The following is a 25,575-nucleotide window of genomic DNA, read 5'->3' as shown; positions in this document are numbered from 1 at the left end:
CACCGCGCAGGTATAATGGAGTCGCTCGTCTAGGCCGACGACCGCCTTGGAACAGCCCAGCCGTTCGAGCTTTTCCATCAACTGCGGCAGCGCGCTTTCGGACGACGACGTTCGGAGCACGATCAGCAGCTCATCCTTGATGCAGACGATGAACTTTAGGATAGAAAAGCCGACCAGGCGCGCGATCAGGCCAAGCACAATGATCACGAAGAGCCCGGCTGTCACGTAGAAGAGCGCAAACAATCCGATGAGTTTACCGAGCGCGGAGGTCCGAATTCGCCGATCGTGTAGGCCATGGCCCCGAACGCCCCGATCGGCGCTGCCTTCATTATGATCCTAATGACACCAAACACCGCGTGCGCAGCATCGTCAACCAGACCGCGCATCCTCTCACCCCACTCGCCGAGCGCCATCAGCGAGAACCCGAATAGGATGGCAAACAGCAAGGCCTTGGCCATGCCGTGAAGGCCGAGCGCGTGAAGTTGATCGAGAGTCGGATGCGCGAGCAAGGCATGATCTCCTAATTGTAGTAGCGCGGTCCGGGGATGTTGGGATGGAGGATCGGCGGATCGTCCGCGGTGCGCTTGGGTGAAGGACGCCGCTCGAGATTGTTGGCGAGGATCGATTTGACCGAGCCGTAGGTGCGCGCGCCGATGTCGATCGCCCGCATGGCAGCCGCATCAAGCCGCTCCTGCCCGTAGGATCGGGCGAGCCGGATGATGCCGAGGCAGGCGCGGAAGCCCTGCTCCGGGTGTGCGCGCTCATCGAGGATCAGGTCGCATAGCGCCGCGGTGGCTGGCCCGATCGTGGTGGCGTCCTTGCGGATGCCGCTCGATGGTCCAGCCGGCGTAGCGCCGATGACTGGACGCCATGTGCTCCGGCACGGTCGTGTGCTTGTGGTTGCCGCTCATGCGCTGATGCGCTGCGATCCACTCGCCCTTGTGGAAAATCTCGACGGTGCGGGCAGTGAAGCGCACCTCGACTTCGGCGCGGACGAAGCGATGCGGGACGCTGTAGTAATGCGCCTCGACCTCGACGTGATAGTTGATGCTGACCCGGCAGATCCGCCACTCGGCGAACACGTAAGGGCTCTCCGGCAAGGCCTTCAGCGCCGGCCGGTCGATCTCCTGCAATAGCTTGCGGCGGGTGACGCCGAGCCGCCGGATCGGCCGCTCCTCGTTGAGCCGGGTCAGCAACTCGGCGGTCGCCGCGTTGACCTCGGCCAGGCTGTAGAATGTGCGGTGGCGCAGCCGCCCGAGCAGCCAGCGCTCGACCATGAGGACCGCCTGCTCGACCTTGGCCTTGTCCCGTAGCCGTCGAGGCCTCGCCGGCACAATGGCGATACCGTAATGCGCCGCCATGTCGGCGTACCTGCGGTTGATCTGCGGATCGTAGAGGCAGGCCTTGATCACCGCCACCTTGGTATGTCCGGCATCAGCAGCGCCGGCACGCCGACGATCGCCTCGAAGACACCGAAGTGGCCGCTGATCCAGTCGGCGAGCCCCTGCTCCAGGTCGCCTGCGCGTAGGTGAAGCTGGATGCGCCGAGCACCGCGACGAAGATCTGCGCAGCGCGCCGCTCGCCGGTGCGCCGGTCGATCACCACCGGCACGCCGTCGCCCGCATTGCCGACGAACAGCTTGTCGCCGGCCGCATGCGACTGGCGCATCGTCACCGACAGGCGGCCTTCCCAGGCGCGGTAGAGTTCGCAGAACCGCGAATAGCGATACCCGTCGGGCTCGCTCGCGATGTACTCCTCCCACAGCATCGACAGTGTCACGTGCTTGCGCTTGAGCTCGCGATGCACCGCCGCCCAGTCCGGCTCCGCCTGCCGGCGATGGCCCCGCCGCGTGCCGGAACCGGCACCGGCGCTGGCGAACAGCCGGGGCCTCCAGCACAGCGTCGGTGACGTGATCGGGCAACGGCCAGGTCAGCCCCGCCGCCTCGAACCGACGGATCGTCAACCGCACCGTTGAAGGCGCCGTTCCCACCCGCCGCGCAATCTCGCGGGTCGGCATCCCGGCCGACTTCAATCTGATCACATCGCGCACATGGCGCATCGCAAACCTGTCCGTTGGCATCCAGGTCCCCCTTCGCAAAGCCGAAAGGCGGGACCGTATCGGAGCCAGAAGAGGCCTCGTCACCCCCGGGCGACATCATCCCGGAATGGTGGGCGACATCAAATCCGAATGGTGGGCGAGATCATTCCGGAATGCTGGGCGACATCGAGCGGAATCAGCATCCAGATCACCCCACTAACAAAGTCGCCGACCTACTGCCGCGGAATTGGATGGCGAACCGACAGTCCAAGGGCACCGTGACTGCCTGAGCGATCCTCAGCGGGATCGATGTACCTGGGGTGCTGGCCGGGTGCATATGAATGAATGATTTTTTGAAGCTGATCAATCGAGCCACGCGGGCGGAAAGCCGACTTATAACGAGAAAGGCCTCCGGCGGGCATGCCGGAGGCCTCCTTGGAGGTCAGTATAGAGCCAGTTCTTTGCTCCTTTCGCTACAACAGAGACGACTTAGAAATTGCGCTGAGCGCGGAGCAGCAGCACCAAGCTGTTCTGGTCCTTCAGCTCATAGACCGCAGCAGGCTTTGCGAGGCCCGACTGAAGCGGAAGGGTCACCGTGCTTCCGCTCGCATACTTCTGGTCGAGCATCATATACGCAAGCTCTCCCGTGAAGGTCAGGTTCTTGACTGGAGTCCAAGACGTCTTCGTGCCAACCACTGCGTAGTTGAAGTCGGGGTTGCACCCGCCAACACCGCTCGAGAGCGCTAGATTTGCGACGAAGGCACCGCAGATATATCCCTTGGCCGTGCCATTATACCGAACGGCAGCCCACGCGCCAAAGACGGACGTGTTCCAATAGGGATCCCAGTTGTGGGTGTAGCCGCCGTTGAAGCCATATGTCGTGGTCAACTGCTGGCCGGCACCGGTGACGAAGACCGAGTCAGACACACCAGCTAAACCCAAGCTCTGGTAAGCACCGGATACGCTCGTACCTCCGTACATCGCGTAGGTCGTCGTCATAAAGTCCTGGAAGTTATATCGGCTTGCGCCATTCGTATACACGCCCGTCAAATTGATCGTGTCACCTGCGCCTGTCGGGAGGTTCTTGATCGACAAGGCCAGCTGTCCAGCCCAACCCCACTTGTCATCAGGATGCCCCGTGGGCTCGGACGCCCCGTAATACGCAGCATGGTTATCGTGCGCAGCGAATGATGCCTGAAAGAGACCCCAAGCCTGATCAACACGAACCCGGGCAACAAGGTCTGGAGCCCGCGACCCACCGATGTCGTTGGCACCATACGCGCCAGTGGCGAGACCAGAGACGGTGGCGCCGCTTACATTCCAGATGTTGGTTGTGTAATTCTGGACCTGATCCTGAGCAGAGAACGAAGCCGTGACGCCCTGACCAAAATCGGCAGTATACGTAACCTGGTTCACAGGATCCCACCCGCCGCTGCCCGGCAGCTCCAAGATGTTTGCGGGGTATTCGGCCCATGGCGTCCTAAATTGCGACTCCGCCTTGCCGAACGTGAACCCGGAATACTGAATGAAAGCGTAGTAGACGCCAAGAGAACCACCGGCGACCTGAGAACCGGTCGACGACGTATAAGTCGTCGCGCCGTTCACGCCGGTTGTGCCAGCTCCGGTGTAGGTACCACTGGTCCAGGTATATACCAGCTCAGCGAAAGTCCGAACCACGCCATACTCGGTGGCCGTACGCGTATCAATTTGCAGATCTTGACGAGCCCGTGTTGTGTAGTAGTTGCTGAGCCGGTTCTGCGCGCCAGCCAAACCACTGCTGGCAGCGTCGAAGTCTGTATTGGTCGCCAGCATGGTATCCGCGCGCAGATACCCCCCTAGCTTGATGCACGTGTCAGTGCCGGGAATGTAATAAAAGCCGGCACCGTAGAGTGAGCAGATCTTTACGTATTCGATCGCCTTGGCCTTGACGGGGAGATCGGCAGCGTGCGCTCCGACCCCCACGAACATTGCCGCTGACCAAAGGATAGTACCCTTCATGATTTTCATCGATGACCCTCCAAGTTGGAAACCGCGTTTCCGTCCTTCAAACATCCGCTCTGCCACCCTCGCCCCACGGCAGGTGCCTGACGGAACGACTTCGAGGACCCCCTCGCTGTCGAAGTCATCTTTAGTTTCTCTGATGAATTGCTGCAATTAATTAATTTCGAGTGGCATTAGATTGGAAGAAAGTGTTGCAGTTGAGCAACGAAGCACCTGACTTCTCGGCGAATTGGGATAATACCTGGAACCGCGGGCAGCCGCAGATGCAAAAAAAGAGCCCCCAAGGGGCATCTCGGGGGGTTCCACTTGGAGATTTGAGCAACACCATTCGTAAAGTTCCTGAACGATCCTTCAAACAATACACCCAATTAATTGTTTACGTCAATTGATATCCTACATGCCGCCTATGTTCTATGCGCGCTGTTTCAGGCAACTTGCGATGGATAAGATTTCCTACCGTCCCCTGAGTCGTCCGCGGCGCCTCTTTCCTCACGACAACGAGCAAGTGCGAAAGCTAACATGGCCGAGAAAGAACAATTGGATCGAGCCGTTAGGGATCTGATCTGGAACATCGTTGAGATCCATTCTCAGCTCGAGGAGATACACAAGAGTTGGGCGGAAATGTTAGGAATAAGCGAACCCCAATGGCTGATCCTTATGGCCATTGACGAACTCGACGATGGTCGCGGCGTCTCCGGAATTGCGGTCGCAAACAAGCTGCGGATCCATCCCGCCTTCGTAACAAATCAAACGAAGAAGCTCGAACAGATGGAGCTCCTCGCCCGAGTGATATCGCCCGACGACGCGAGATTCCTGCAGATATCGCTGACTCAAAAGGCTCGAACGGAAATGGCGAAGCTGTCACACAAGAGACAGGCGCTCAATTCGACAATGCTTGCCGGTGTGGACGAAGAGTCTTTGGACTACCTCAATAAACGACTAACCTCGATTGCCAAGAATAGCCGGCTTGCACATCAAAAACTAAATCTGGGGCTATTGTAGTTGGGCCATTCGATCGATGCCGGACCGCACTCTTGACGATCTCGGTACCGCTCGCCCAGAAGTACACATTACCGCACGGTATTACCTGCAGGAATGTGTAGCTTCAGATCGCCTCTTGCGCAAAATTCACCAACACTTCTGAGGCGGATGTTCTGCGCAATTAGAAAAACTGCGTATTTCGCTAAAACAAAGCAGAATTTCAGCGGCGCGTGCCCATAGATCAGGGAGCGTCAGCTTTGATGAGCGTTAAACTCTAGAGTCGACGTAAGCGGAAGCTGAAGGCTGCCAGTCAACCTTGACTGGCCGGCTTCAGGACTGTCCATTGCTCAAGGTCGTGTGGGTGATCTTGAGGTCATGATCCGCAAAGGGATGAAGCCGATGCTGTGCGCTGCTTGGCCTGAAGTGACGGACAACCTTGAGTCCACAAGGCGAAATGCCGCGCTATTCCTAGATAGCTTCTCTGGACACTACGAGGCGACCAGCCGGCGGCACTTCGTCGCAAGATGGACGAACATTGGAGATGCTCACTGCCTGTTCGGAGACCTGAATGTCGAACGGGGCGCTCTCGACGCGGCGGCGGAGGCTTGGCTTTGCGCACTTACGCATTTGAAGTAGCCAGGCGGCTGGTTGATGAAGACGATCCACAAACGGGAGACGTTTTGGCCAAACTGGAAGCTGGCATCAGCAATTACGGATCTCTAGAGCACAGGGTGCGGCAGGTCGAAATCGCGTCTTGGGATGAACGCAAGCTGCCCGCTTACTACGTGTCCGCCGGCGGGCCCGACCTATGTACCCCAGCAGTTGTTTGCATAAGCAGGGAAGACGAAACGGGAGCGACGCTGCTTGGACGAATCCTGCCCGTGATAGCGGGCCGAGGCATGGCGGCTCTCGTTATCAGCTACGACGACTTTTCGGGTGATCGGCTTGGACAATCAGAAATTTTGTCTTCTTGCTTGGACTATTTGTCTGCCCAGCCGGGAGTTGATACGTCTCGATTTGGGATCTATGGTGAAGGGCTGTCGGCCGCCTTAGCTACAGATTCCGCGCTAGCTGATCGCCGCATTGCGGCGGCGGTTTGCGACGGCGGATTATGGAATTGGGCTCGCACTCAGGCATCCATCTCATGGATGACGGGAACCTCTCACCTGCTGGATGATCAGTTAGCTTCAGCGCATCGCTCGCGATTGGCGCGACGATTGAAATGCCCGATTCTCGTAATTGCGGGTGGACGCAGCATCGTCAGCGTCGCGGAAGGCATCAAATTAGAATCCGACTGCACGGCGGCGCGCATCGATCTCAAGCTGTTAATGTCGCGGCTGGCACCGATTTCAGACGGTGAGTTCGAGAATTTTGCGGCCTGCGACGAGGACATTTTCGGCTGGCTAGAGCAGAAGCTGGCGCACACTTCAGTGTTATAAGCCGTTGCCCGTTGCTTCGAAGACATCGCCAAACCCGAATGCACCACCGCAAGAGATCTGGACTTTGGGGTGCCTGTAAGCCATTCGAGGATCACCGGCTTGTCCCAGGAAACGCGGGGCCTTCTTGGGAGAATTCTGCTCAGATTCCGTTATTCCACCACGATCTCTCGGCATTCTCCTCCTCGAACGCGGCCTTCCACCCGGCGCCACGCCGCCGGCCCCAGCGTCCGGTTCGATGCTCAATCCGGCGACGTTCGGAAATTACAGCAGGCAAATTTATAGAGTGAGATGACGTTGCGTCTGAGGCCCACGCCAAAGGCGCCGCCCAAGATTGCCAATGGCCTGAACGAAGATGTGTCGACACCGTCGTCGTAGCAGGTGACCTGATCGTTGCATCGTTGCATCTCAGGTCGAGGGAGCTGAACATTCGCGCTGGCGGACGTGCGGCTCCGCCCATCGCCGAGCTCGGCGACAGGAAACGCACGGGCGTAGCGCTTCAACTGGTATGCCTCGAGGCGATGTCTGCGTCAGGGTCAGCCGCAAATTGCGGAAGAATGGAGATCGTGTCGCTTGACAGCTCTTCTTTAAGTTCACAACTCGGTTGACCAACGTTGCCAGGCCGGTCAACAGCTCCGGTTGGCGCGGCAAGCTGGCAAGCTTGCCCGGCCGATCGAACCAATCCTTGTGAGGGCGGCGGGGGCGCCATGCGCTTCGAGCAGGCTGATCGCTATCTTCGTGATGTCGCTTGAGGAGAGCGCCAGCAGTCAGTCGACGGTTTCGAGAAGGATCGGCGTTGAGATCTGCGCGTCAATGCATTCAGACGCAATCCTCGCCAAATGGGCGCTTGCGCCGCGCGCGGAAGATAAGTCGCTACGAATTCACCCGATAATCACGATCGGCCGCGGATCAACCACGGGCGGCAATGTCTGGCTGATCCGTGACGTGCCGCCGAACAGCTTGGTGACGCCGCGCGGGAACTTCCGGGCAGCGCCTGACCGACTTCGCAGAAAGCTCCAGGTCGCTTTGCGTTGCACCGCACATCGGGCATCCCTTTGAGTTCGCGATCTTCCTGACCCTCTTCGCCGCGCGCTTGAGAGCCGAGTCTATTGCTGCGGCAAACGCGAGCACCCCACTCTCGCACTTCTTGGTGTCCTGGCCCCATCGTCGGAAGTCCTTCCATCCCATTCTCCGTCGCTTGTTCTTCGCGAAATGAAAATTCTGCTTGCTGCGCGCCGAGCTCCGTGTACAACTTGGATACTTAACAAGATTGGATGAGCACCCAAAAATGCTGTTGGAAGGTCGTCGAGAGGAAAAATGGGTCGTCGGTGTAGACGTTGGAGGAACGTTTACGGATTTCTCGGCGCGTGGACTTTCCAGTGGGCAGGTCCTGATACACAAGCGTCCTTCGACGCCGGACGATCCATCACGCGCTGTCCTTACCGGTCTTCGCGAGTTGACTGACAAATACCGTATCGATCCGGGCTCTATTGAACGTTTTGCGCATGGAACGACGGTAGCAACGAATGCCCTTCTGCAGCGGAAGGGCGCCAAGGTAGCTGTCATCACGACCAAAGGATTTCGCGATCTTCTCGAGATTGGTCGCCAGGTTCGCCCACACATCTATGATCTTCAGCTTGATGCTCCCCAGCCGCTTGCGGCGCGCCAATACCGGTTCGAGATCGACGAGCGCATCGGCCCGACTGGCGAGATCGTTAGGCCATTGTCGGACGCTGCGATCGAGGATCTCATTGGCAAGCTGCGCCGAGCACCGGAGATCGAGGGGCTGGCGGTCTGCCTCTTGTTCGCGTTCTTGAATCCCGCTCATGAGAATCGCATCGCTTCCGCCCTGCGAGAGGGTTTTCCTGGCAAGTTCGTCTCTGTCTCGAGCGAGGTTCAGCCGGAATTTCGTGAATTCGAGCGCTTTTCGACGACGCTGATCAACGCCTTTCTACAGCCCGAAGTCAGCCGCTACATGGATCGGCTCAAGGCCGAGGTAGCGAAGGTCGCCCCGAATGCCGCGTTCGGGATATTCCAGTCCAGTGGTGGACTGATGTCGGTTGATCGCGCCTCGCAATTCCCGGTTCGCACCGCGCTGTCCGGACCTGCCGCTGGCGCAGTCGGCGCTGCCGGAGCCGGCGTGATGTCCGAGATCGCTGATATTATTACGCTCGATATCGGCGGAACGAGCACCGACGTCTGCCTGATCCAGGGCGGTAAGACTGACATCGCCAGCATGCGAGATATTTCCGGTTTTCGCATTCGACTGCCGATGGTCGATATCCATACGGTCGGGGCAGGGGGCGGTTCCATCGCACAATTAGGCGCAGAGGGGTTGATGAAAGTAGGCCCTCAAAGCGCTGGCGCGGTGCCCGGGCCGGCCTGTTATCGCCGTGGCGGAACCTTGCCGACAGTTTCCGACGCGAACGTAATCCTCGGCCGGCTTCCAATGACCCTGACTGGCGGCGAAATGACTATTGATCGCGATCTTGCGGTGAAAGCCGTCGAGCCGCTTGCCGCCGGCCTTGGCCTGAGTGTCGAACGCACAGCACTCGGCATCGTTGGGATCGTGACATCGAACATGGTGCGCGCGATCCGCGTCGTCACCATCGAGAAGGGTTATGACCCTCGCAAGTTCACATTAATGCCGTTTGGCGGCGCCGGCGGGTTGCACGCCGCTGATGTCGCTCGCTCACTTGGCATCTCGAGGATCATCGTGCCGCACGCGCCCGGCATTCTTTGTGCAGAAGGACTGATTCTCTCCGATCTTCAGGAAGACTTTGTTGCCAGTTGCCGAATTCGGGTCGGTACCGGCATGGATGAAGCTGCCCGCGTGATCGCGGATCTGGCATCGCAGGGCAAATCCTGGCTCGCTAGCGAGGAGGCGGAAGGCGCGCTCGAAGGACGTCTCGTTCTGTCGCTGGACATGCGTTACGTGGGTCAGAACTACGAGCTCCCGGTGGAAATTGCCAACGGCGCGGAGCGGCCGGCCTTGCGCGGCCCGGATGATCTGAAGGCCGCCTTCTTCGCCGAGTACCAAAGAAGCTACGGACACTACGACGCGAGTGCACCAATCGAGATCGTGAATGTCAGGCTGCGCGCGGTGGCGAAGCTGCCCCAAAGCAGCTTTCCGGCACGTTCTCCTGAAGTGCTCGCCCCGCCCTTTGACACCAAGGACGTGTGGTTCGACGATAGCGGACCAACTCCTACCCCCATGTACGATCGCGCCGGACTTCCAGCTGGAACGACAATCGAGGGCCCCGCCATCATAACGCAGCTTGATTCAACCACCGTTGTGCCGCCCCGCGCCGAGTTGCGAGTGGACGCCGCCCTCAACATGATCATGGAAATGAAGAATGCCTGAGATCGCGATCGATCCGATTTCCCTAGAAATTACTTGGAACGGGCTGAAATCTATTGCCGATGAATGCTTTATCAGCATCATGCGGAGCGCCTTTTCTACAAACGTGAAGGAGCGTCACGATCACTCCACCGCGATCGCGGACGAGCGAGGACGACTCATTGTCCAGGCAGAGATGGCACTGCCGATCCATCTCGCATCCATGCAGGGATTGATGACCTTCATCGTCAATCGCTTCGACAAAGACATTTCGCCCGGAGATGTCTTTATCGCCAACGACCCCCATGTCGCCGGCGGCACGCACCTGCCTGATATCAACATGGCGATGCCTGTGTTTGACGGAAGGCGCCTCGTCGGCTTCGTCGCCAACATCATCCATCACGCCGACGTAGGCGGCGCGGCTATCGGCTCGATGTCCGGTGGCCTCGACGAGATCTACAAGGAGGGGCTCCGAATTCCGATCATCCGCCTTTATTCAAAGGGCGTTCTCGACGAGGATCTTTTGCAGCTTCTTCTTCTCAACATGCGCCTTCCCGACGAGCGACGCGGCGATCTCAACGCCCAGATCGCGGCCTGCAAGCTCGGCGTGTCGCGCCTCGAAGACATGGTACGGGAGCATGGCGGTGACCGCCTCTCCACCATCTTTTCGGAGATCGTCGTCCGGACCGAGATGCGGATGCGAAAGGCGATCTCCTCTCTTCGCGACGGCATCTTCACCTTTACCGATTACATGGATGACGACGGTGCTGGCACGGAAAACATCAAGATCACCTTGCGCATCGAAAAGAGGGGCGATCGTATCCTCTTTGATTTCGATGGCACCGACCCGCAGGTCGCGGGCAACTTTAACATGACGCTCAACGCGACCCAGTCAGCCATCTGCTTTTCGATCAAGGCATTGCTCGATCCAAACGTTCCAAACAACCAAGGTATATTCGATGCAATCGAGTTGAAGGCGCCGCTCGGGTCGTTCGTCAACTGCGTCGCACCAGCGGCTGTGGCGCTACGCGCGAACTCCTGTCAGCGAGTCGTGGATTGCGTATTCGGCGCATTGGCGCCGCAGGTTCCCGACCGGGTGATCGCGGGAGCCAACGGAGCGAACACCAGCGCAGTGTTCACCGGCAAGGATCCTCGCACAGGCCAGCTCTACGTTTACCTTGAAACGCTCGGCGGCGGGATGGGTGCGCGCGCAACCTTCGACGGCAAGGACGGCGTCCAAGTCAACATCACTAACACATCGAACCTGCCCGTCGAAGCTATCGAGCTCGAATATCCGCTCCGGGTCGAGGAATATTCCTTGATCGAGAATACAGGTGGCGCAGGCCGCTTTCGCGGAGGTCTTGGCATCCGCCGCGTGATCCGTCCCGTTGGGCATACCTGCGAGTTCAACGGCGTCGGGGAGCGTTTCCTCCACAAACCGTGGGGCCTGTTCGGCGGCAAAGACGGAGCAACCGGACGCTTCTATCTGCGGAGGGATGATGGCCGGAAGACGATGCTCGCGTCGAAATCGTCCTGCATCCGGCTTCCGGAGGATTCCGTTGCGGTCCTTGAGACGCCTGGCGCCGGCGGCTATGGGCCGCCAGCCGAGCGAACCGCCGTGGCCATTCAAGACGATCTCACATCAGGGAAATTCAGCCAAGAGTTCGTGAAACAGCATTACCTCGTCTGATGGAGCTGCCCGTTAACGTGCCAGGCCTTAGCCTGGCTCTTGGCCCAAGGCCGAGTCGCAAGACATAACTCTCGGCGAAGTCGCAACAACTCACGGATCTTAATCTGGAACAGGAGACAAGCGATGAATGATCTTACGAGAAGAAATGCTCTGCGTCTCGCCGCGGCAGGGCTGGCCATGCCTTGGGTCACTAAGGCCCAGGCCCAGGAGCGGAAGATTACGCTCGCCGCCTATACCGGGATGTTCGAGGATCTGTACAAGAAGACGGTGGTTGAGCCGTTCATGAAGGCGAATCCGAGCATCAAGGTGAACTATGTCGGCATGCCAACTTCGGCTCAGAACCTGGGCACCTTGCGCGCTCAGAAGGCATCGCCGCAGGTCGACGTCTGCATCATGGACGTAACCGTCGCCAAGGCGGGCGCAAACGAGAGTCTTTATAAGACGGTAACCACTGAACAGCTTCCCGTGATGAAGCAGCTGACACCGAGCGCCCTGATCGAGGGGGCACCCGGGCCTGCAGTGACGTTCGACATGATCGTCTTGATGTACGCGCCGCAGAAGTTCCAGGATGCTCCGACGTCCTGGAAGGAGCTGTGGAATGCAAAACATAAAAACCGCATTGCCATCGATGCGCCGCCGAACTTATTAGGGCTGGGATTGACGCTTATCGCGAACAAGATGGCCGGAGGCGGCGACTATCGCCAGTCGGTCGCGAAGGGCATCGAGTTGCTCGGCGACTTAGCCCCGCTCGTCCAGACTTGGGAGCCGAAGCCGGACTGCTACGCGGCCGTGACCAACGGGGCCGTGGATCTGAGCATTGGATACAATGCGCGGACGCAAATTTCCTCGAAGCAGACACCGGATCGTATCGCGGCCGTGATTCCGGAACAAGGCTCCGTCGCCCAGATCAACACGATCAACCTCGTCAATGGATCTTCGCAAACGGAGGCTGCGCTTCAATTCATGTCCTACGCGTTGAGCCAAGAAGCGCAATCCACGTTCACGGAGGCGGCGTACTACTCGCCGACCAACCCGAACGCGTCCATCAGCGCCGACGCTCGCCAGCGAACCGCTGCGACGCCGGAGAAGATCGCGAAGATGATTGACGTCGATTGGATCGCGGTTGCGAAAATAAGGGACGCTATAACGGAGCAATGGCGCAGGAACGTCATTAGTCGCAGCTGATCGCGGCCTGCTGTTTCTTGACTCGCTAGGAGCACCACTACGGTGGTGGTGAGGCATTGTATCTAAAAGTCGAATCTCTAGAGAAGCGATACGGGCATTTGGTACCCGTATCGGGTCTATCCTTCTCGTTGGGGCAAGGTGAACTCCTTGGGCTGCTTGGGCCGTCGGGCTGCGGCAAGACTACCACTCTGCGGATGATCAGCGGCTTGATCCACGCGACTTCCGGCAAGATCATAGTGGGTGGCCACGACGTCACCCACTTGCCTACCTACCGGCGCAATATGGGCGTCATGTTCCAGTCCTACGCACTGTTTCCGCACATGACCATCGCCGAGAACGTGGCGTTCGGCCTGGAGATGCGGAAGCTCTCGAAGGCGGATATCGCCCAGCGCGTCTCGAGTGCGCTGAGCATGGTTCGCTTGCCAGCCCTAGGCAATCGTAAGCCGCTTCAACTATCAGGCGGGCAACAACAGCGCGTCGCGCTGGCCCGTGCCCTGGTGATCGAACCGGACATCCTCCTCCTCGACGAGCCGCTGTCCAACCTCGATGCTAAGCTCCGTGACGAGATGCGCAATGAGATACGCGAAATCCAGCAGCGGCTCCGCATGACGACTGTGTTCGTCACTCACGACCAGACTGAAGCCATGGCGATCTGCGATCGCATCGTGGTGATGAATCGCGGAAAGCTCGAGCAGATCGGCACGCCACACGAAATCTACGAACGACCCTCCACACCGATGGTGGCTGACTTCGTGGGGCGTATCAACCGAATCAGGTGTCGCTGGCGAGACGATGGAGCTATAGCCTTTGGACATACGGCTATAGGAGCAGTCTCGACAGGCCCCGCAGGATCGGAAGTGCTGGTCATGGTCAGGCCGCATCGTATCGAACTCCGCTCTGCCGGGGCAAAGGCTGGCCGTGCCGAAGGAGAGAACACCATTCCGGGCACGGTTCGGCAGGTCACCTATATCGGGGATTCCTTGCAGTACGCGGTCGAATCTGAAGGCGAGAAAATTATGGTCGAACAGGCGACGACCTCGGCTGGCGACACCTACAAACCTGGGGACGCCGTGACATTGAATTGGCGAGCGCGGGATACGCTCACCTTTGCCGCGGAAGCTGACGTATGAAGGACTCAGCGGCAGTCGACCAAAGCAACTCGTCAAGACGTGCGGCAGGTGTTGTTTTCGGTTTGCTGCTTCCCATCCTGATCGTCAACATCATCGCATTCGTCGTGCCGGTACTCAATCTAGCGGCCATGTCGTTCCGGAGCGCAACCGCGATAGGCTCGTTGGATGAAGCCCTTACGCTGTCGACCTGGCAATCTCTGCTCGGCGATACTTTCTACTGGTCCATCCTTTGGCGGACGGTTTGGATGGGCGCATTGATAACCGCGGTCACGTTGCTGCTTTCGTATCCGCTCGCCCTGTTCGTCAGTCGCCGATCAGGATGGGTCAAGACAGTCCTCGTGGTGGCATGCATTTCGCCACTCCTGATTTCCGCAGTGGTGCGTACCTACGGATGGATGGTCATTCTCGGAAACCAGGGCTTCCTACCTGCCCTGATCCGAGCCTCCGGATTTACGCCCCCGCGATTAATCAACAACGAATTCGGCGTCCTCGTCGGCATGACGGAGATCCTCATGCCTTATATGATCCTGTCACTACTTTCCGGCTTCGGCCGGCTGGACCCGATACTTGATCAAGCGGCAGAGACCCTCGGGGCACGACCGCTTACAGTTTTGCGACGTATCGTTCTGCCCTTGAGCTTGCCAGGCATCCTGCTTGGATGTCTTCTGTGCTTCGTCTTGGCCGTAAGCAGCTTCATAACTCCCAAGATGCTTGCCGGCGGGCGCGTCTCGCTGCTGGCCACGGAAATCTACGATCAGGCAATCGTCACTCTGAACTGGCCGCTCGCGGCCTGCCTGTCCGTGTTCATTCTATTTGTGTTCGGAGCCGCGCTGCTGGCCTACGGACAACTATCGAAGATCGTAGACTGAGAAGGGAGGAGACGCACATGCTGGGGAGCTTTCTACGCAGCCTGCAGTTTCTCGGCCTTGCAGCGATCCTTTTGTTCCTCCTGGCGCCGGTCATCCTGGTCTTCCCTATCTCCTTTTCCGCCGACGCCTACGTCGCGTGGCCACCTTCGGGATGGAGTACCCGATGGTACGGCGAACTGCTCAAGAATGAGGAGTTGACTGAAGCGTTTAGCAATAGCTTGGTACTTGCGATCTACGTGACGATCCTGACGCTGCTCATCGCAACACCAGCGGCCTTGGTGCTTGCGCGGAATACATTCGCGGGCCGTAGCGCCTTGGTTTCACTTTTCACTTCTCCGCTGCTGCTTCCCAGCATTGTATTGGGTTTGGCGATATTGGTCATTTTCGTAGGCTACGGTCTCGTCGGAAGCTGGACGGGCATGATTATCGGCCATCTAGTCATTACCTTACCCTATGCATTGCGCGTTCTGATGACCGGACTCAGCACGCTTCCGCCTTTCGTCGAGGATGCCGCCGGGACACTCGGTGCAGGTCCATTTGCCGTTTTCCGACGTATTACCTTGCCGTTGATCGCTCCGGCCTTGGTTGCTTCAGCAGCATTGTCTTTCATTGTTTCGTTCGACGAAACGGTCATCTCGCTCTTCATCGCTGGTACACGGCTGAAGCTTCTTCCCGTGTCGCTATATCACTACGTCGAAAGCCGAACCGACCCCCTCATCGCTGCGGTCTCGGCTCTCATGGTTCTCGGCATCTTGGTCCTTGTCATTGTGATCGAGCGGGCAATTGGCCTGCGAAAAGCGGTCGCGAAATAGGTCGTTGGATTGAGAGGTTCTTGCGGCATTCACCATCTTCTAAGAGAGAAAAGCCCAACATATGATCACGATTGACACCATTGGGCAGGCCTACGCGCGATTGCGGGGCAAGCATGTCCTGACTCCCTTATTAGAATACGAGCATATCAATGATCTCGTCGGGGGGCGCGTTCTTTTCAAAGCCGAAAATCTACAGCGAACCGGGTCATTCAAGTTTCGAGGAGCCTACAACAAGATCGCGTCGCTCGACGACCGGCAACGGGCTCGCGGCGTCGTGACCTTTTCGTCTGGCAATCACGCACAGGGTGTCGCTGCGGCAGCGAAATCATTCAATATTCCAGCCACGGCCGTCATGCCTGACGATGCACCCGTTCTAAAGATCCAGAACACACGCAGACTCGGCGCCCAGGTTATCCTATACGATCGGCGGACAGGCGACCGTAGAGCCATAGCAGAGAATATAACTCAGGAGACCGGTGCGATCATGGTACCGCCCTTCGACGATGAGATGGTGATTGCCGGACAGGGTACGATCGGAATCGAGATCACCGAGCAACTGGAAGCCGTGCGAGCGCCGGCTGACATCTTGCTTTGTCCTGCCGGGGGAGGTGGACTGATCGCAGGGGTTTCCACTGCGACAAGGGCGCTGACTCCCACTCTCGATGTCTACTGTGTCGAGCCGGAAGAATTCGATGATACGTGCCGGTCACTCAAACGGGGCGAGCGGGTTGCCAATGAGCCGGGTCGCACTTCAATTTGCGACGCTATCGTTACCCAGATGCCAGGCGAGCTCACCTTTCAAATCAATCACGCCAATCTGTCTGGCGGTTTCGCGGTCTCCGACCAGCAAGTCGGCTCGGCGGTCAACGAACTGTTTGAAATGACAAAGCTCGTCGTCGAACCTGGGGGAGCTGTTGGCTTTGCAGCATTGCGTTCCGGCGCGCTGGCGTTGAACGGCCGGACGGCAGTGGTCATCCTCTCCGGAGGGAACGTAGACCTGGTGCAATTTCGTAAGAACTTCGATATGGAAATGAGGAATTAGATCCATGATTAGGAAGATTGTCGCGACAGCCGCGCCTCCGCCAGCGGGCAACTACAGCCAAGGCATCGTCGCCTCCGGCGAATTTCTCTTTATTTCCGGGCAAACACCGCGTCTCGCCGATGGGACGCGGTTGAAGGGACGGCCCTTCTCCGATGATGCTCGGCAGGTCATGAACAATGTGAAGGAAATAGCCGAAGCCGCCGGCTTCGACCTGGCGACACAATGCGTTAAAATCGTTGTCTATCTGACGGAATGGGCAAACAAGCCCGAGTTCGACCGGGTACTCGCTGTCTATTTCCCGAAAACCCGTCCGGCCCGCACGATTGTGCAGTCGTCTTTTGTAGACTTTAGTGTCGAGCTGGAGGCCGTCCTCGTCCGCTAAAGTGTTGCTTCGGCAAGACCATTGAGCCATATGAACCTAGAGCGGTCGGATTGATCCGCCTGAAATTGCGTTGCTCGGGCGTGAAGGATAAGAGAGAAGACGTGGCAAAACAGGTCCGTGGCGGTAGCAAGATCTACAACACGATCCGCGAAGCGATCCTTCGGCTGGAAATGCGCCCTGGATCCGTTATCGACGAGGCAGAGCTGGCTAATCGGATTAAGGTCAGCCGCACGCCGGTCCGCGAGGCGATCATCCAATTGATCGCCGATGATTTGGTCATTCGCGACGGGCGATCCGCGAGGGTTGCTCCGCTAGACTTCGACGAGGTGCCCAAGCTTTATGACGCCCTGCTTGTTTCGAGCAGGATGATCCACCGCCTGGCCGCGCAGAACCGGACTTCCGAAGACCTAAGAAACATTCGGGCTGCAATGGTCGCGTTTGAAAACGGGATCGAATCGGGGGACGGGCTGACGCGATCCGAACTCAACGTCGATTTTCACCTGAAGATATCCGCTGCGGCGCACAACGCCTATTTCGAGAGCTTCTACGAAAAAATCCTGCTCGCAACCATCCGCCTTGCCCGAGCCTGCTTCTCAAGTCTCGAGCGAACTGAGTTCGTAGCGGCACATCCTGAGGAGGACATCGCCGCCCATCTGGCAGAAACAGTGCGCCACCATAAGCTGATGTACAAGGCTATCCAAGCTCGCGACGTAGAGGCCTCGGACCGGCTGGCAGTCATGCATCAGGATCTCTCCAAGAATCGTCTACAAAGAGCGCTGTTTCAGACTGCGACAGCGTTGGGGGCCGTTGCGCTGAACTAGGCTCTCTGAAAGGGCGACGCTGTCCTGAATGGCCATTAACGGTTGCCGCACTACCATCCCATTCGTCAGGTGGTGCCCGCCCCACTCTCCGTTCCAACCTTTTCCTTCTAAACGCGTCCGGCGTCGTGCTTTCGCGACAACTCATCCCCCTCAGCGCGTCAGCCAGCCCGCCACCGCCCGCGTTCTTATCGAGATTAGGCGAAGCCGCGTCCCGTTCTTCCGTTCTTCTTTACGCAGCACAATTCAGGAAGTTAGCAAGTTAGCAAGTTACGCCGTCACGCCTGATCCGTATTCCTGCGTTGAGGGCCGCCTTGTTTGACGGACGCGGACGCTGCAGGTCCTAGGGGTAATCCTAGGAGAAGCGCTATGACGATTTCGAGGGCGGAGGTGATCACATCGGTCGAGCGGCGGCGCCGGTGGTCGCAGGATGAGAAGGAACGGCTTGTTGCAGCATCGCTCGAGCCCGGAGCCTGCGTTTCCGAGGTGGCTCGCATGGCTGGCCTTCATGTAAGCCAGCTGTTCAGGTGGCGCAAAGAGCTTTGCAAGCACGCTGAAGCGAGTATAGCGCCGTTCGTGCCGGTCGAGATTGGGTCGTCTGTGCCGCCGCGGGCGATGGCCGAAGCGCCATTGACGACGACGGCGGCCCGTCGACGGAAGCGCCATGGCATCATCGAGATCGACCTTGGTAGCGGGCACCGCATCCGGGTCGATGGCGACGTTGATGGAGACGCCCTGCGTCGGGTTCTCGAGGCTCTGGTGCGCCGATGATCCCGGTTCCGACGGGCGCGCGCGTGTGGCTTGCGACAGGCTACACGGACATGCGCCGAGGCTTTCCGACGCTGGCACTCCAGGTGCAGGAGGTGCTGCGCAAGGACCCGCTCAGCGGTCATCTGTTTGTCTTCCGCGGTCGCCGAAGCGATCTTGTGAAGGTGATCTGGCACGATGGCCAGGGAGCATGCCTGTTCACCAAAAGACTGGAGAGAGGGCGGTTCATCTGGCCTTCGGTTGCCGGCGAAGCAGTGACGATCTCTCCGGCGCAGATGAGCTACCTGTTGTCCGGAATCGATTGGCGCAACCCACAAGAAACCCAGCGTCCGACGCGGGTCGGATAGCCGTTTTGGGTTTGAATCTGTGCTTGATCTGATTCAATGGCTTCATGGTATCGAAGCCGAACGACCTTCCATCGGATCTTGTCAGTGCCCTGGCAGCGCTGCAGGCCGAGCGTGAGGCGCGGCTGCGAGCCGAGGCGATGGCGGCCAGTGCGCGGGCGGAGCTGTCGGACAACGCGGCGCTGATCGCGCATCTCGAGCTGCGGATCGAGAAGTTCAAACGCGAACTGTACGGGCAGCGCTCCGAGCGCACGGCGCGGCTGATCGAGCAGTTGGAATTGGAACTCGAAGAACTCGCCACCACGGCGAGCGAGGATGAGCTTGCGGCTCAGGCCGCGGCGGCGAAGACCCAGAGCGTGCGCGCCTTCACGCGCAAGCGGCCGGTACGCAAGCCCTGGCCGGACGACATCGAACGCGAGCGAGTCGTCATTGAGGCGCCAACGACCTGCGCCTGTTGCGGTGGGGCGCGCCTTGCGAAGCTCGGCGAGGATGTAACCGAGACGCTGGAGGAGATCCCGCGCCGGTTCAAGGTCATCGAGACCGTGCGCGAGAAGTTCACTTGCCGCGATTGCGAGAAGATCAGCCAGCCGCCGGCGCCGTTCCATGCCACACCGCGCGGCTTCATCGGCCCGCAATTGCATGGCGACCATCCTGTTCGACAAGTTCGGCATGCATATCCCGCTCAACCGCCAGAGCGCGCGCTTCAAGTGCGAGAGGATCGACCTGCCGTTGTCGACGCTGGCCGACCAAGTCGGCCACGGGACCTTCGCCATCATGCCGCTCTTCCACCTGATCGAGCGTCATGTGCTCGCGGCCGAGCGCCTGCATGGCGACGACACTACCATCCGCGTCCTGGCCAAGGGCAAGTGCAAGACCGGGCGGATCTGGACTTATGTGCGGGATGACCGGCCCTTCGCCGGGCCTGCGCCGCCAGCGGCGGTCTATTACGCCTCGAGCGACCGACGAGGCGAGCATCCCCAGAAGCATCTGGCCGCCTTTGCCGGTATCCTGCAAGCCGATTGCTACAACGGCTTCGAGCCGCTGTTCGATCCGCAGAAGAAGGTGCTGCCGATTACGCCTGCGTTTTGCTTCGCCCATGCGCGGCGGGGGTTCTTCGAGCTGGCCGACATCGAGAAGAACGCCCGGGAAAGCCACAGGGGCAAACCGGTCTCTCCGATCGCGTGGGAGGCGGTCAGACGCTTCGATGCTTTGTTCGAGATCGAGCGCGCCATCAACGGTCGCGGCGCCGACGAGCGGCGCGCCGTGCGCCAGGAAAAAAGCAAGCCGCTGCTCGACGACATGCACGCCTGGCTGCTGCGCGAGCGAGAACCCCTCTCGCGCTCCTCCGAGGTCCTGAAGCCCATGAATTACATGCTCAGGCGCTGGGTCGACTTTGCCCGTTTCCTCGACGATGGCAGGATCTGCCTCAGCAACAACGCCGCCGAAAGAGCGTTGCGCGGCATCGCCTTGGGAAGGCGCAATTGGACCTTCGCCGGCAGCCTGCGCGGTGCCGACCGCGCCGCCATCATGCTGACGATGATCACCACCTGTCGTCTTAACGATGTCGATCCCAAAGCCTGGCTCGCCGACGTCCTCGCCCGGATCGCCGAGCTTCCCGCTTTGCGTCTGCACGAACTGCTGCCCTGGGAATGGAAGCTCCAAGCCGACAAGCCTACCGATCAGCAAGCTGCCTAACCTTCACGCAGCGCTATCATAGCGCTACCCGCCCCCCGCGCGCATGTGTCAATCAAGCGGCCTTCGTCGTATGCGTACCCTGATCCTTCTTTAATAAAAAAACTGCCCCACGATCACGCGCGACCCATATCGCGGTGAAGCAAGTCTTGGCGGAGGAAGCAATAGAACGGACTGTGGCGCTGACAATGAGAAGTGGTCGCTCGAGTTCGCTTAGGGCGGCAAACGCCGCAATGGCGGCCACTAGGCGCGCTGCGGCCAGCCTGGGTTTTGTCGAGGAGCTAGATCATTGAGCGGCGCCTCGTATCTAGCCGTCCTTATATTCTGGCGTTGCCTTTGCAGGAGTTTTCTAATTCACAACTAGCGCTTTTGGCGCATTGGTAAGTTGCTCCTGGCCGGTGGCTGTGCAGAGCACGGTCTCCCCGACAGACATTGCCAAGTTGTTGGCCTCATCGTGTAGGATCATGTGAAGAAATATGACCATGTTCGGTTCTATCTGAAGAGGACTACCGGCATATATAAACGGCTCCTCGGCCCACGACGGCGGAAATGTCGCACCAAGATGGTAACCAATAGCGCTCGGAAATATCCCTGCATAGCCGGCCTTAGCAAACGCGTTCGCATGCGCATCAAATATTTCGCCGAAAGTACGACCTGGCCGACAATTATCCTTGCATGCCTCAAGCGCATCCTTGCACGCCGCGAACATGTCTCGTTGCCTCGGGTCAATTGAGCCGGTGACAACACAGTGCATTAGGCAGGTATGATAGTGTCTATAGGAAGCGCCGAATTCATGCGTGATCTGGTCATTGGCTCCGATATATCGGCGACCGGAGTGATATCTGAGTAGTAACGCAGTTTTTCCGCTCCCCATTGGCCACACTCCCGATCCCGGCGGATCGCCATCGCCGCGTAAAATCGCGGCATTCATTGCCGCGTAGATGTCACCCTCGAAGGTGCCCGGCGTAGACAAGCGGTTCGCTTCGTCGAGCGCCGCGTGACAAAGAACCGCCGATTGACGCACATACTCGAGCTCAGCGGCACTTTTCAACCAACGTAGTTGATCGACGAGGTCGGACTCGTCGCGTAACACGCAGAACCCATCCAATGCTTCATCGAGCATTTTCCCACGCTGCGTGGAGAGACCAATAGCGCGATATTCAACACCCAGCTGCTTTCCGCTCGCACCGCGGCGTTCAAGAAACTCCCTGATCGCAACCGCGGGATTCACACCCTCGCGGTCTTTCCAGATTTCGATGTCGGAGATTGTTGAGGTTTGCCGCGCCAGTACAGCATCCGGAGTTCTGGTGAGAAGCGATACCGCCCCATTGCTGTCGAGATACAATACTTGGAATGAGAGATAACCGATCCGGTCATATCCTGTCAGGTAATACATGCTCTCCTGCTTGAAGAGCAGCATACCGTCAAGACGCTTAGCTTCCATCGATTTGAGACATCTCGCGATGCGGGCCTTATATTCCGTCATGCTGAAATGTAGCGTCATCGTGAGCGTCCGCCTCGTTGGTTGAGTATTCTGCTTGTATACTGAAGTGCTTCTCCCGTCAACGGGCGTGCCGCCTGTCCCCGGCCATTTATCATCTGGAACGCTCCGGAGCGCGTGAGCCTGCTGTGTGTTCAATCGCTCGGACCCTTGGACTTTGAACCAAGACTATGAGCAGCAATGAAGTTACTATGGGAATAGCCCACGTGTTTCGCTCCACGTACACGCTCTACGCCTATCGCCATAGCCGCGGTCGGGTTGAACACGTTGTCGCGCCTGCTGCGTGCCAACACCTGGTCGAAGGCCCGATCCAAGACTTGGTACTCGCGCCGGATGAACCTCTTCCTCTTCCCAGAATAAGCGCTGGAGGTCCTGGACCCACTCGAAATAGCTTACGACGACGCCTCCGGAGTTGCACAAGATGTCCGGGATCAAGAAGATTTCCTCGCTGCGCTTTTCCAAGAGCTGGTCGGCCTCGGGCGTGGTCGGTCCGTTAGCGCCCTCGGCAAGGATACGACAGCGCAGGTTGGAGGCGAGCTTAGCGTCGATCACTCGTTCCATGGCAGCGGGGACGAGCATGTCGCATGGCAACGACAGGAGGTCCGTCGTATTTAGGCCGTGCTCCTTGCAGTAACCTTCTAGGCTCCCTCGCGAAGCAGCATGTTCAACCAGCGTTGGAATGTCGAGGCCGGCAGGCCGATGAAGAGCGCCGGTATGATCGCTGACCGCGATGACCTTGACTCCTTTGTTGTGCAGCTCCAGTGCCGCGATCGAGCCGACATTGCCAAATCCCTGGACGACAGCGGTTGCACCATCCAGGCAGATTTTTAGTTCATCTGCGGCGCGACGGACCAAGTGCGCCACGCCCCTGCCTGTCGCTTCACGCCGTCCGAGCGTTTCACCCGCGCTCACAGGCTTGCCCGTGACGATCTCGGCAACTGTTTGTCCTTTGTACATCGAGTAGGTGTCCATGAACCAGGCCATGACCTGCTCGTTGGTGCCCATGTCAGGCGCCATCACATCTGTATGTGGTCCAACGAATGGGATCATCTCCTGCATATACCGCCGCGAAAGCGCTTCAAGTTCACGCCTGGACAAGGTCGAGGGGTCGACAGTGACGCCGCCCTTGGCACCACCATAGGGCAACCCGACCAGTGCGCATTTCCAGCTCATCCAGATCGCCAGCGCGGCGACCTCGCCGAGGTCGACGCTCGCGGCGAACCGCGTGCCACCCTTCGTCGGGCCAAGCGTGAGGTGATGCTGCACGCGATAACCTTCGAACACCGCGGTGGAGCCATCGCTTCGGATCAATAGCCGCGCCCTCGCATCTTCCGGGATGGATAGATAATCCGCGATCACCTCGAATTGTTTTACGGCCATCTCAAACACTGGCCCATTGTACGCGCTCACGTGAGCTCCTTAGCGAGACGTTGATTTAGCAAGCGACACTCTCATACGTAGAGGTACTCGAGATTGAGCTGGCCTGCAGTTCACAAGCGCGAGCCATTTTTCTCGCACCTACCGTGCACCGTTCGGTCAAGCACCGCGGACGGTGCGACTGCACGAAACATGGCTAAACGGCGCTGACGTCCAGATCCTTGCATTTTGCACAGTGCAAATTGGCGTGCGGAGCCTCGCCTCCGGGCGTGGCGTTCGAGAAAAGCGTAGCCTGTCGCCTGCCAGGACTTGCCAACAAAAACAAGCCTCGGCGCGAAACGGCGGCTTCCACGGTATTGGCGAGCAAGTAGGCAACGGTCATCGGGCCAACACCGCCTGGGACCGGGGTAATGAAGCTCGCGCGCTCAATCGCCTCGGCAAAAGCTACATCTCCGACAAGCTTGGCAGCGCCCGTTGAATCGATCCTACGATTGATACCGACATCGATTACGACCACACCAGGCTTGAGCCAATGGCCACGGACGAGTTCCGCGCACCCTGAGGCGGCGACGACAATGTCGGCTTCTCGACAAAGGTCTGGCAAGTTTCGCGTTTCGAGCTGCGCACCTGTCACGGTACAGCCAGCATCCCCAAGCAGGAGCGCCAGGGGCTTTCCAACGATGTTCGAGCGACCGATGACAACAACGTCGAGCCCGCGCAAGTCGCTGACAACCGTCTTGATGAGATGAACAACTCCTAGCGGGGTGCAAGGGGCGAGAGCAGGCCGGCCCACCGTCAATCGTCCCACGTTGTAAGGATGAAAGCCGTCTACGTCCTTGGCAGGATCGATCGCTTCCAGAACGCGCGAGCGATCGATATGCTCCGGTAACGGCAGCTGGACGAGAATGCCATCAACGGATTCATCCGCGTTGAGCTGCTCGATTAGCCTCATCAACTCGGCTTCACCAACGCTGCTTGGTAGCTGGTACTGCCGAGAGTTTATCGCTACGCCTCGCGCTTGCTTGGCCTTCATCTTTACGTAAACAGAGCTAGCGGGATCGTCGCCTACCAGCACGACCGCCAACCCGGGACTGATGTTGCACTCGGCCTGGAGCATGGCCACTTCTTGCGCAACACTGGCCCGAAGGGCCTCAGCGATGGCTTTCCCATCGATTAGACTAGCGATCATGGTAATTCCCCGAATATATATCAGTCGCTCGGCTTGCTGGGCTCTCGCGATGCGAAAACAACAAAGGGTGTTGCTGTTGTTCTCGATTGACGCCCTGTTGCGCATCGATACCGAAACATTGCGCGTTTGAGGGGCGCCCAATTTTCAACCCTATCAGCGCGAAGATGCGAGTGCTCCTAAGACTACCGGGCAGACCTGTCGGCCCTTGGTGCTGGGGCACAGTTTCCGGGCCGAAACGTACGACATGTCCAACAGCGCGAACCGAGGAAACGTGCGAAACACTAGCGCTCTATGCCAGTCGTTTCACATGACCTGCTGGGAGAGCATGAGACGGAACCATTCACGAGATGTGTCGCCGATGAAAGCAAGGGGAATCGATGGGCCTAACTGTCTTATCATTACGTGTACGTCGCATTCTTCACGTGGAGTCACTTTTAGATGGGTCCGCCGCGCAGGTCGGCGAAGAAGCGGCGCGCTTCGGGACGCAACAAAGATTCAAATTGCGATGCCGACAGTTGCCCGATGATTTTTTGAAACAAGGATTGGCGAACAATGGCTTGCTTCCGGGAGCTGAGTTTGCCTCAGAACTACTAGACCAAGCCACCGGTCATTCTTGACGACATGCGTCCTTAACATGACTGTTTACGACATTCGGATTTGCGGCACAGCTACTCCAATTGCGAAACGCTCGACAACCATCCGAGCGCCTGCTCCTGCCTTCCGCGTTGTCCTTGTCAGTGGCCAACTAAGGCGCACTTGACCACCCCGTGGTTTCCCGAATAGTGAAGCGACAACATCGCTTGGGCAATCCACCCAAAACACCGCCACGCAAATGGGTTACCTTCGTCATCGAGTAAGAAGCGGATGAAAGGCGGACCGCATCGGACACATATCCGGCTATCGGTTCGATGAGAACGCAACCGCTCGGCGCGAGGGTCACGATGAAACAGGACAGGCAGATTCTTGCATCCGGCTCACGG

17 protein-coding genes and 3 pseudogenes are annotated in these 25,575 nt (G+C 58.7%); 14 read left to right on the top strand and 6 right to left on the bottom strand.

All coding sequences use genetic code 11. The annotated features are described in order from the left end of the window. The 3 genes and pseudogenes from FXB41_RS04445 to FXB41_RS04435 all read right to left on the bottom strand — a co-directional run. Positions 1–449: pseudogene (locus FXB41_RS04445) on the bottom strand (cation:dicarboxylate symporter family transporter); the annotation flags it as partial. A gap of 71 nt (positions 450–520) precedes the next feature. Further along, positions 521–2,059 (bottom strand): annotated as a pseudogene (gene istA / locus FXB41_RS04440) (IS21 family transposase). Between the two features lie 468 nt (positions 2,060–2,527). Continuing rightward, positions 2,528–4,045: a porin gene (locus FXB41_RS04435; protein WP_219680036.1), complete on the bottom strand. Its 1,518-nt coding sequence runs from the start codon at positions 4,043–4,045 to the stop codon at positions 2,528–2,530. 513 nt (positions 4,046–4,558) lie between these two features. Between FXB41_RS04435 and FXB41_RS04430 the strand changes: the two genes are divergently transcribed. The 14 genes from FXB41_RS04430 to tnpC all read left to right on the top strand — a co-directional run bounded on the left by FXB41_RS04430 (position 4,559) and on the right by tnpC (position 20,531). Continuing rightward, positions 4,559–5,041: a MarR family winged helix-turn-helix transcriptional regulator gene (locus FXB41_RS04430; RefSeq protein ID WP_219680034.1), complete on the top strand. Its 483-nt coding sequence runs from the start codon at positions 4,559–4,561 to the stop codon at positions 5,039–5,041. 590 nt (positions 5,042–5,631) lie between these two features. Continuing rightward, the gene (locus tag FXB41_RS04425) at positions 5,632–6,459 is read left to right on the top strand and encodes an alpha/beta hydrolase family protein (protein WP_219680031.1); all 828 of its coding nucleotides are present in this window, start codon (positions 5,632–5,634) and stop codon (positions 6,457–6,459) included. A gap of 1,285 nt (positions 6,460–7,744) precedes the next feature. Then, entirely contained in the window at positions 7,745–9,820 is a 2,076-nt protein-coding gene (locus FXB41_RS04415; protein ID WP_219680029.1) for a hydantoinase/oxoprolinase family protein, read from the top strand. Next, on the top strand, positions 9,813–11,486 hold the full coding sequence (locus FXB41_RS04410; RefSeq protein WP_219680026.1) for a hydantoinase B/oxoprolinase family protein: 1,674 nt from the start codon (positions 9,813–9,815) through the stop codon (positions 11,484–11,486). The genes FXB41_RS04415 and FXB41_RS04410 overlap by 8 nt, the downstream gene beginning before the upstream one ends. 123 nt (positions 11,487–11,609) lie before the next feature. Continuing rightward, the gene (locus FXB41_RS04405; protein ID WP_246648592.1) at positions 11,610–12,671 is read left to right on the top strand and encodes an extracellular solute-binding protein; all 1,062 of its coding nucleotides are present in this window, start codon (positions 11,610–11,612) and stop codon (positions 12,669–12,671) included. 56 nt (positions 12,672–12,727) lie between these two features. After that, on the top strand, positions 12,728–13,801 hold the full coding sequence (locus FXB41_RS04400; protein ID WP_219680023.1) for an ABC transporter ATP-binding protein: 1,074 nt from the start codon (positions 12,728–12,730) through the stop codon (positions 13,799–13,801). Beyond that, a complete protein-coding gene (locus FXB41_RS04395) occupies positions 13,798–14,670 on the top strand; it encodes an ABC transporter permease (protein ID WP_219680020.1) in 873 nt (290 codons plus the stop codon). Before FXB41_RS04400 ends, FXB41_RS04395 begins: the two co-directional genes overlap by 4 nt. A gap of 17 nt (positions 14,671–14,687) precedes the next feature. Continuing rightward, positions 14,688–15,482, top strand: coding sequence for an ABC transporter permease (locus FXB41_RS04390; RefSeq protein ID WP_219680017.1), 795 nt, complete (start codon positions 14,688–14,690; stop codon positions 15,480–15,482). 61 nt (positions 15,483–15,543) lie between these two features. After that, positions 15,544–16,524, top strand: a complete 981-nt coding sequence (locus FXB41_RS04385; protein ID WP_219680014.1) for a threonine ammonia-lyase — start codon at positions 15,544–15,546, stop codon at positions 16,522–16,524. Positions 16,525–16,528: 4 nt separating this feature from the next. Next, positions 16,529–16,906 carry a RidA family protein gene (locus FXB41_RS04380; RefSeq protein ID WP_219680011.1) on the top strand — a complete coding sequence of 126 codons (378 nt, stop codon included), beginning with the start codon at positions 16,529–16,531 and terminating at the stop codon, positions 16,904–16,906. A gap of 50 nt (positions 16,907–16,956) precedes the next feature. Then, positions 16,957–17,727 carry a GntR family transcriptional regulator gene (locus FXB41_RS04375; protein ID WP_219680009.1) on the top strand — a complete coding sequence of 257 codons (771 nt, stop codon included), beginning with the start codon at positions 16,957–16,959 and terminating at the stop codon, positions 17,725–17,727. 366 nt (positions 17,728–18,093) lie between these two features. Further along, the gene (gene tnpA / locus FXB41_RS04370; protein WP_219680007.1) at positions 18,094–18,495 is read left to right on the top strand and encodes an IS66-like element accessory protein TnpA; all 402 of its coding nucleotides are present in this window, start codon (positions 18,094–18,096) and stop codon (positions 18,493–18,495) included. Further along, a complete protein-coding gene (gene tnpB, locus FXB41_RS04365; RefSeq protein ID WP_219680004.1) occupies positions 18,492–18,839 on the top strand; it encodes an IS66 family insertion sequence element accessory protein TnpB in 348 nt (115 codons plus the stop codon). Before tnpA ends, tnpB begins: the two co-directional genes overlap by 4 nt. A 44-nt stretch (positions 18,840–18,883) precedes the next feature. Then, positions 18,884–20,531, top strand: a protein-coding gene (tnpC, locus tag FXB41_RS04360; protein WP_219680001.1) for an IS66 family transposase whose coding sequence is annotated in 2 segments (ribosomal slippage) — positions 18,884–19,474 and positions 19,476–20,531 — 1,647 coding nt in all. Because the reading frame shifts where the segments join, the coding sequence is not laid out codon by codon here. Between the two features lie 346 nt (positions 20,532–20,877). On the opposite strand, the gene FXB41_RS04355 is transcribed toward tnpC, so the two are convergent. The 3 genes and pseudogenes from FXB41_RS04355 to folD form a co-directional block, all read right to left on the bottom strand. Then, positions 20,878–22,032 (bottom strand): M24 family metallopeptidase, encoded by a 1,155-nt coding sequence (locus tag FXB41_RS04355; RefSeq protein ID WP_219679999.1) that lies wholly within the window; start codon positions 22,030–22,032, stop codon positions 20,878–20,880. A gap of 131 nt (positions 22,033–22,163) precedes the next feature. Beyond that, positions 22,164–23,439 (bottom strand): annotated as a pseudogene (locus FXB41_RS04350) (Glu/Leu/Phe/Val family dehydrogenase). 163 nt (positions 23,440–23,602) lie between these two features. Beyond that, complete coding sequence (gene folD / locus FXB41_RS04345; RefSeq protein WP_219679994.1) at positions 23,603–24,595, bottom strand: bifunctional methylenetetrahydrofolate dehydrogenase/methenyltetrahydrofolate cyclohydrolase FolD; 993 nt, start codon at positions 24,593–24,595, stop codon at positions 23,603–23,605. Positions 24,596–25,575: the final 980 nt, after the last annotated feature.

Origin of the sequence: Bradyrhizobium canariense, from assembly GCF_019402665.1 — a bacterium.
GTDB classification, from domain to species: Bacteria; Pseudomonadota; Alphaproteobacteria; order Rhizobiales; family Xanthobacteraceae; genus Bradyrhizobium; species Bradyrhizobium canariense.
This window is presented reverse-complemented; position numbering and strand designations above follow the sequence as displayed.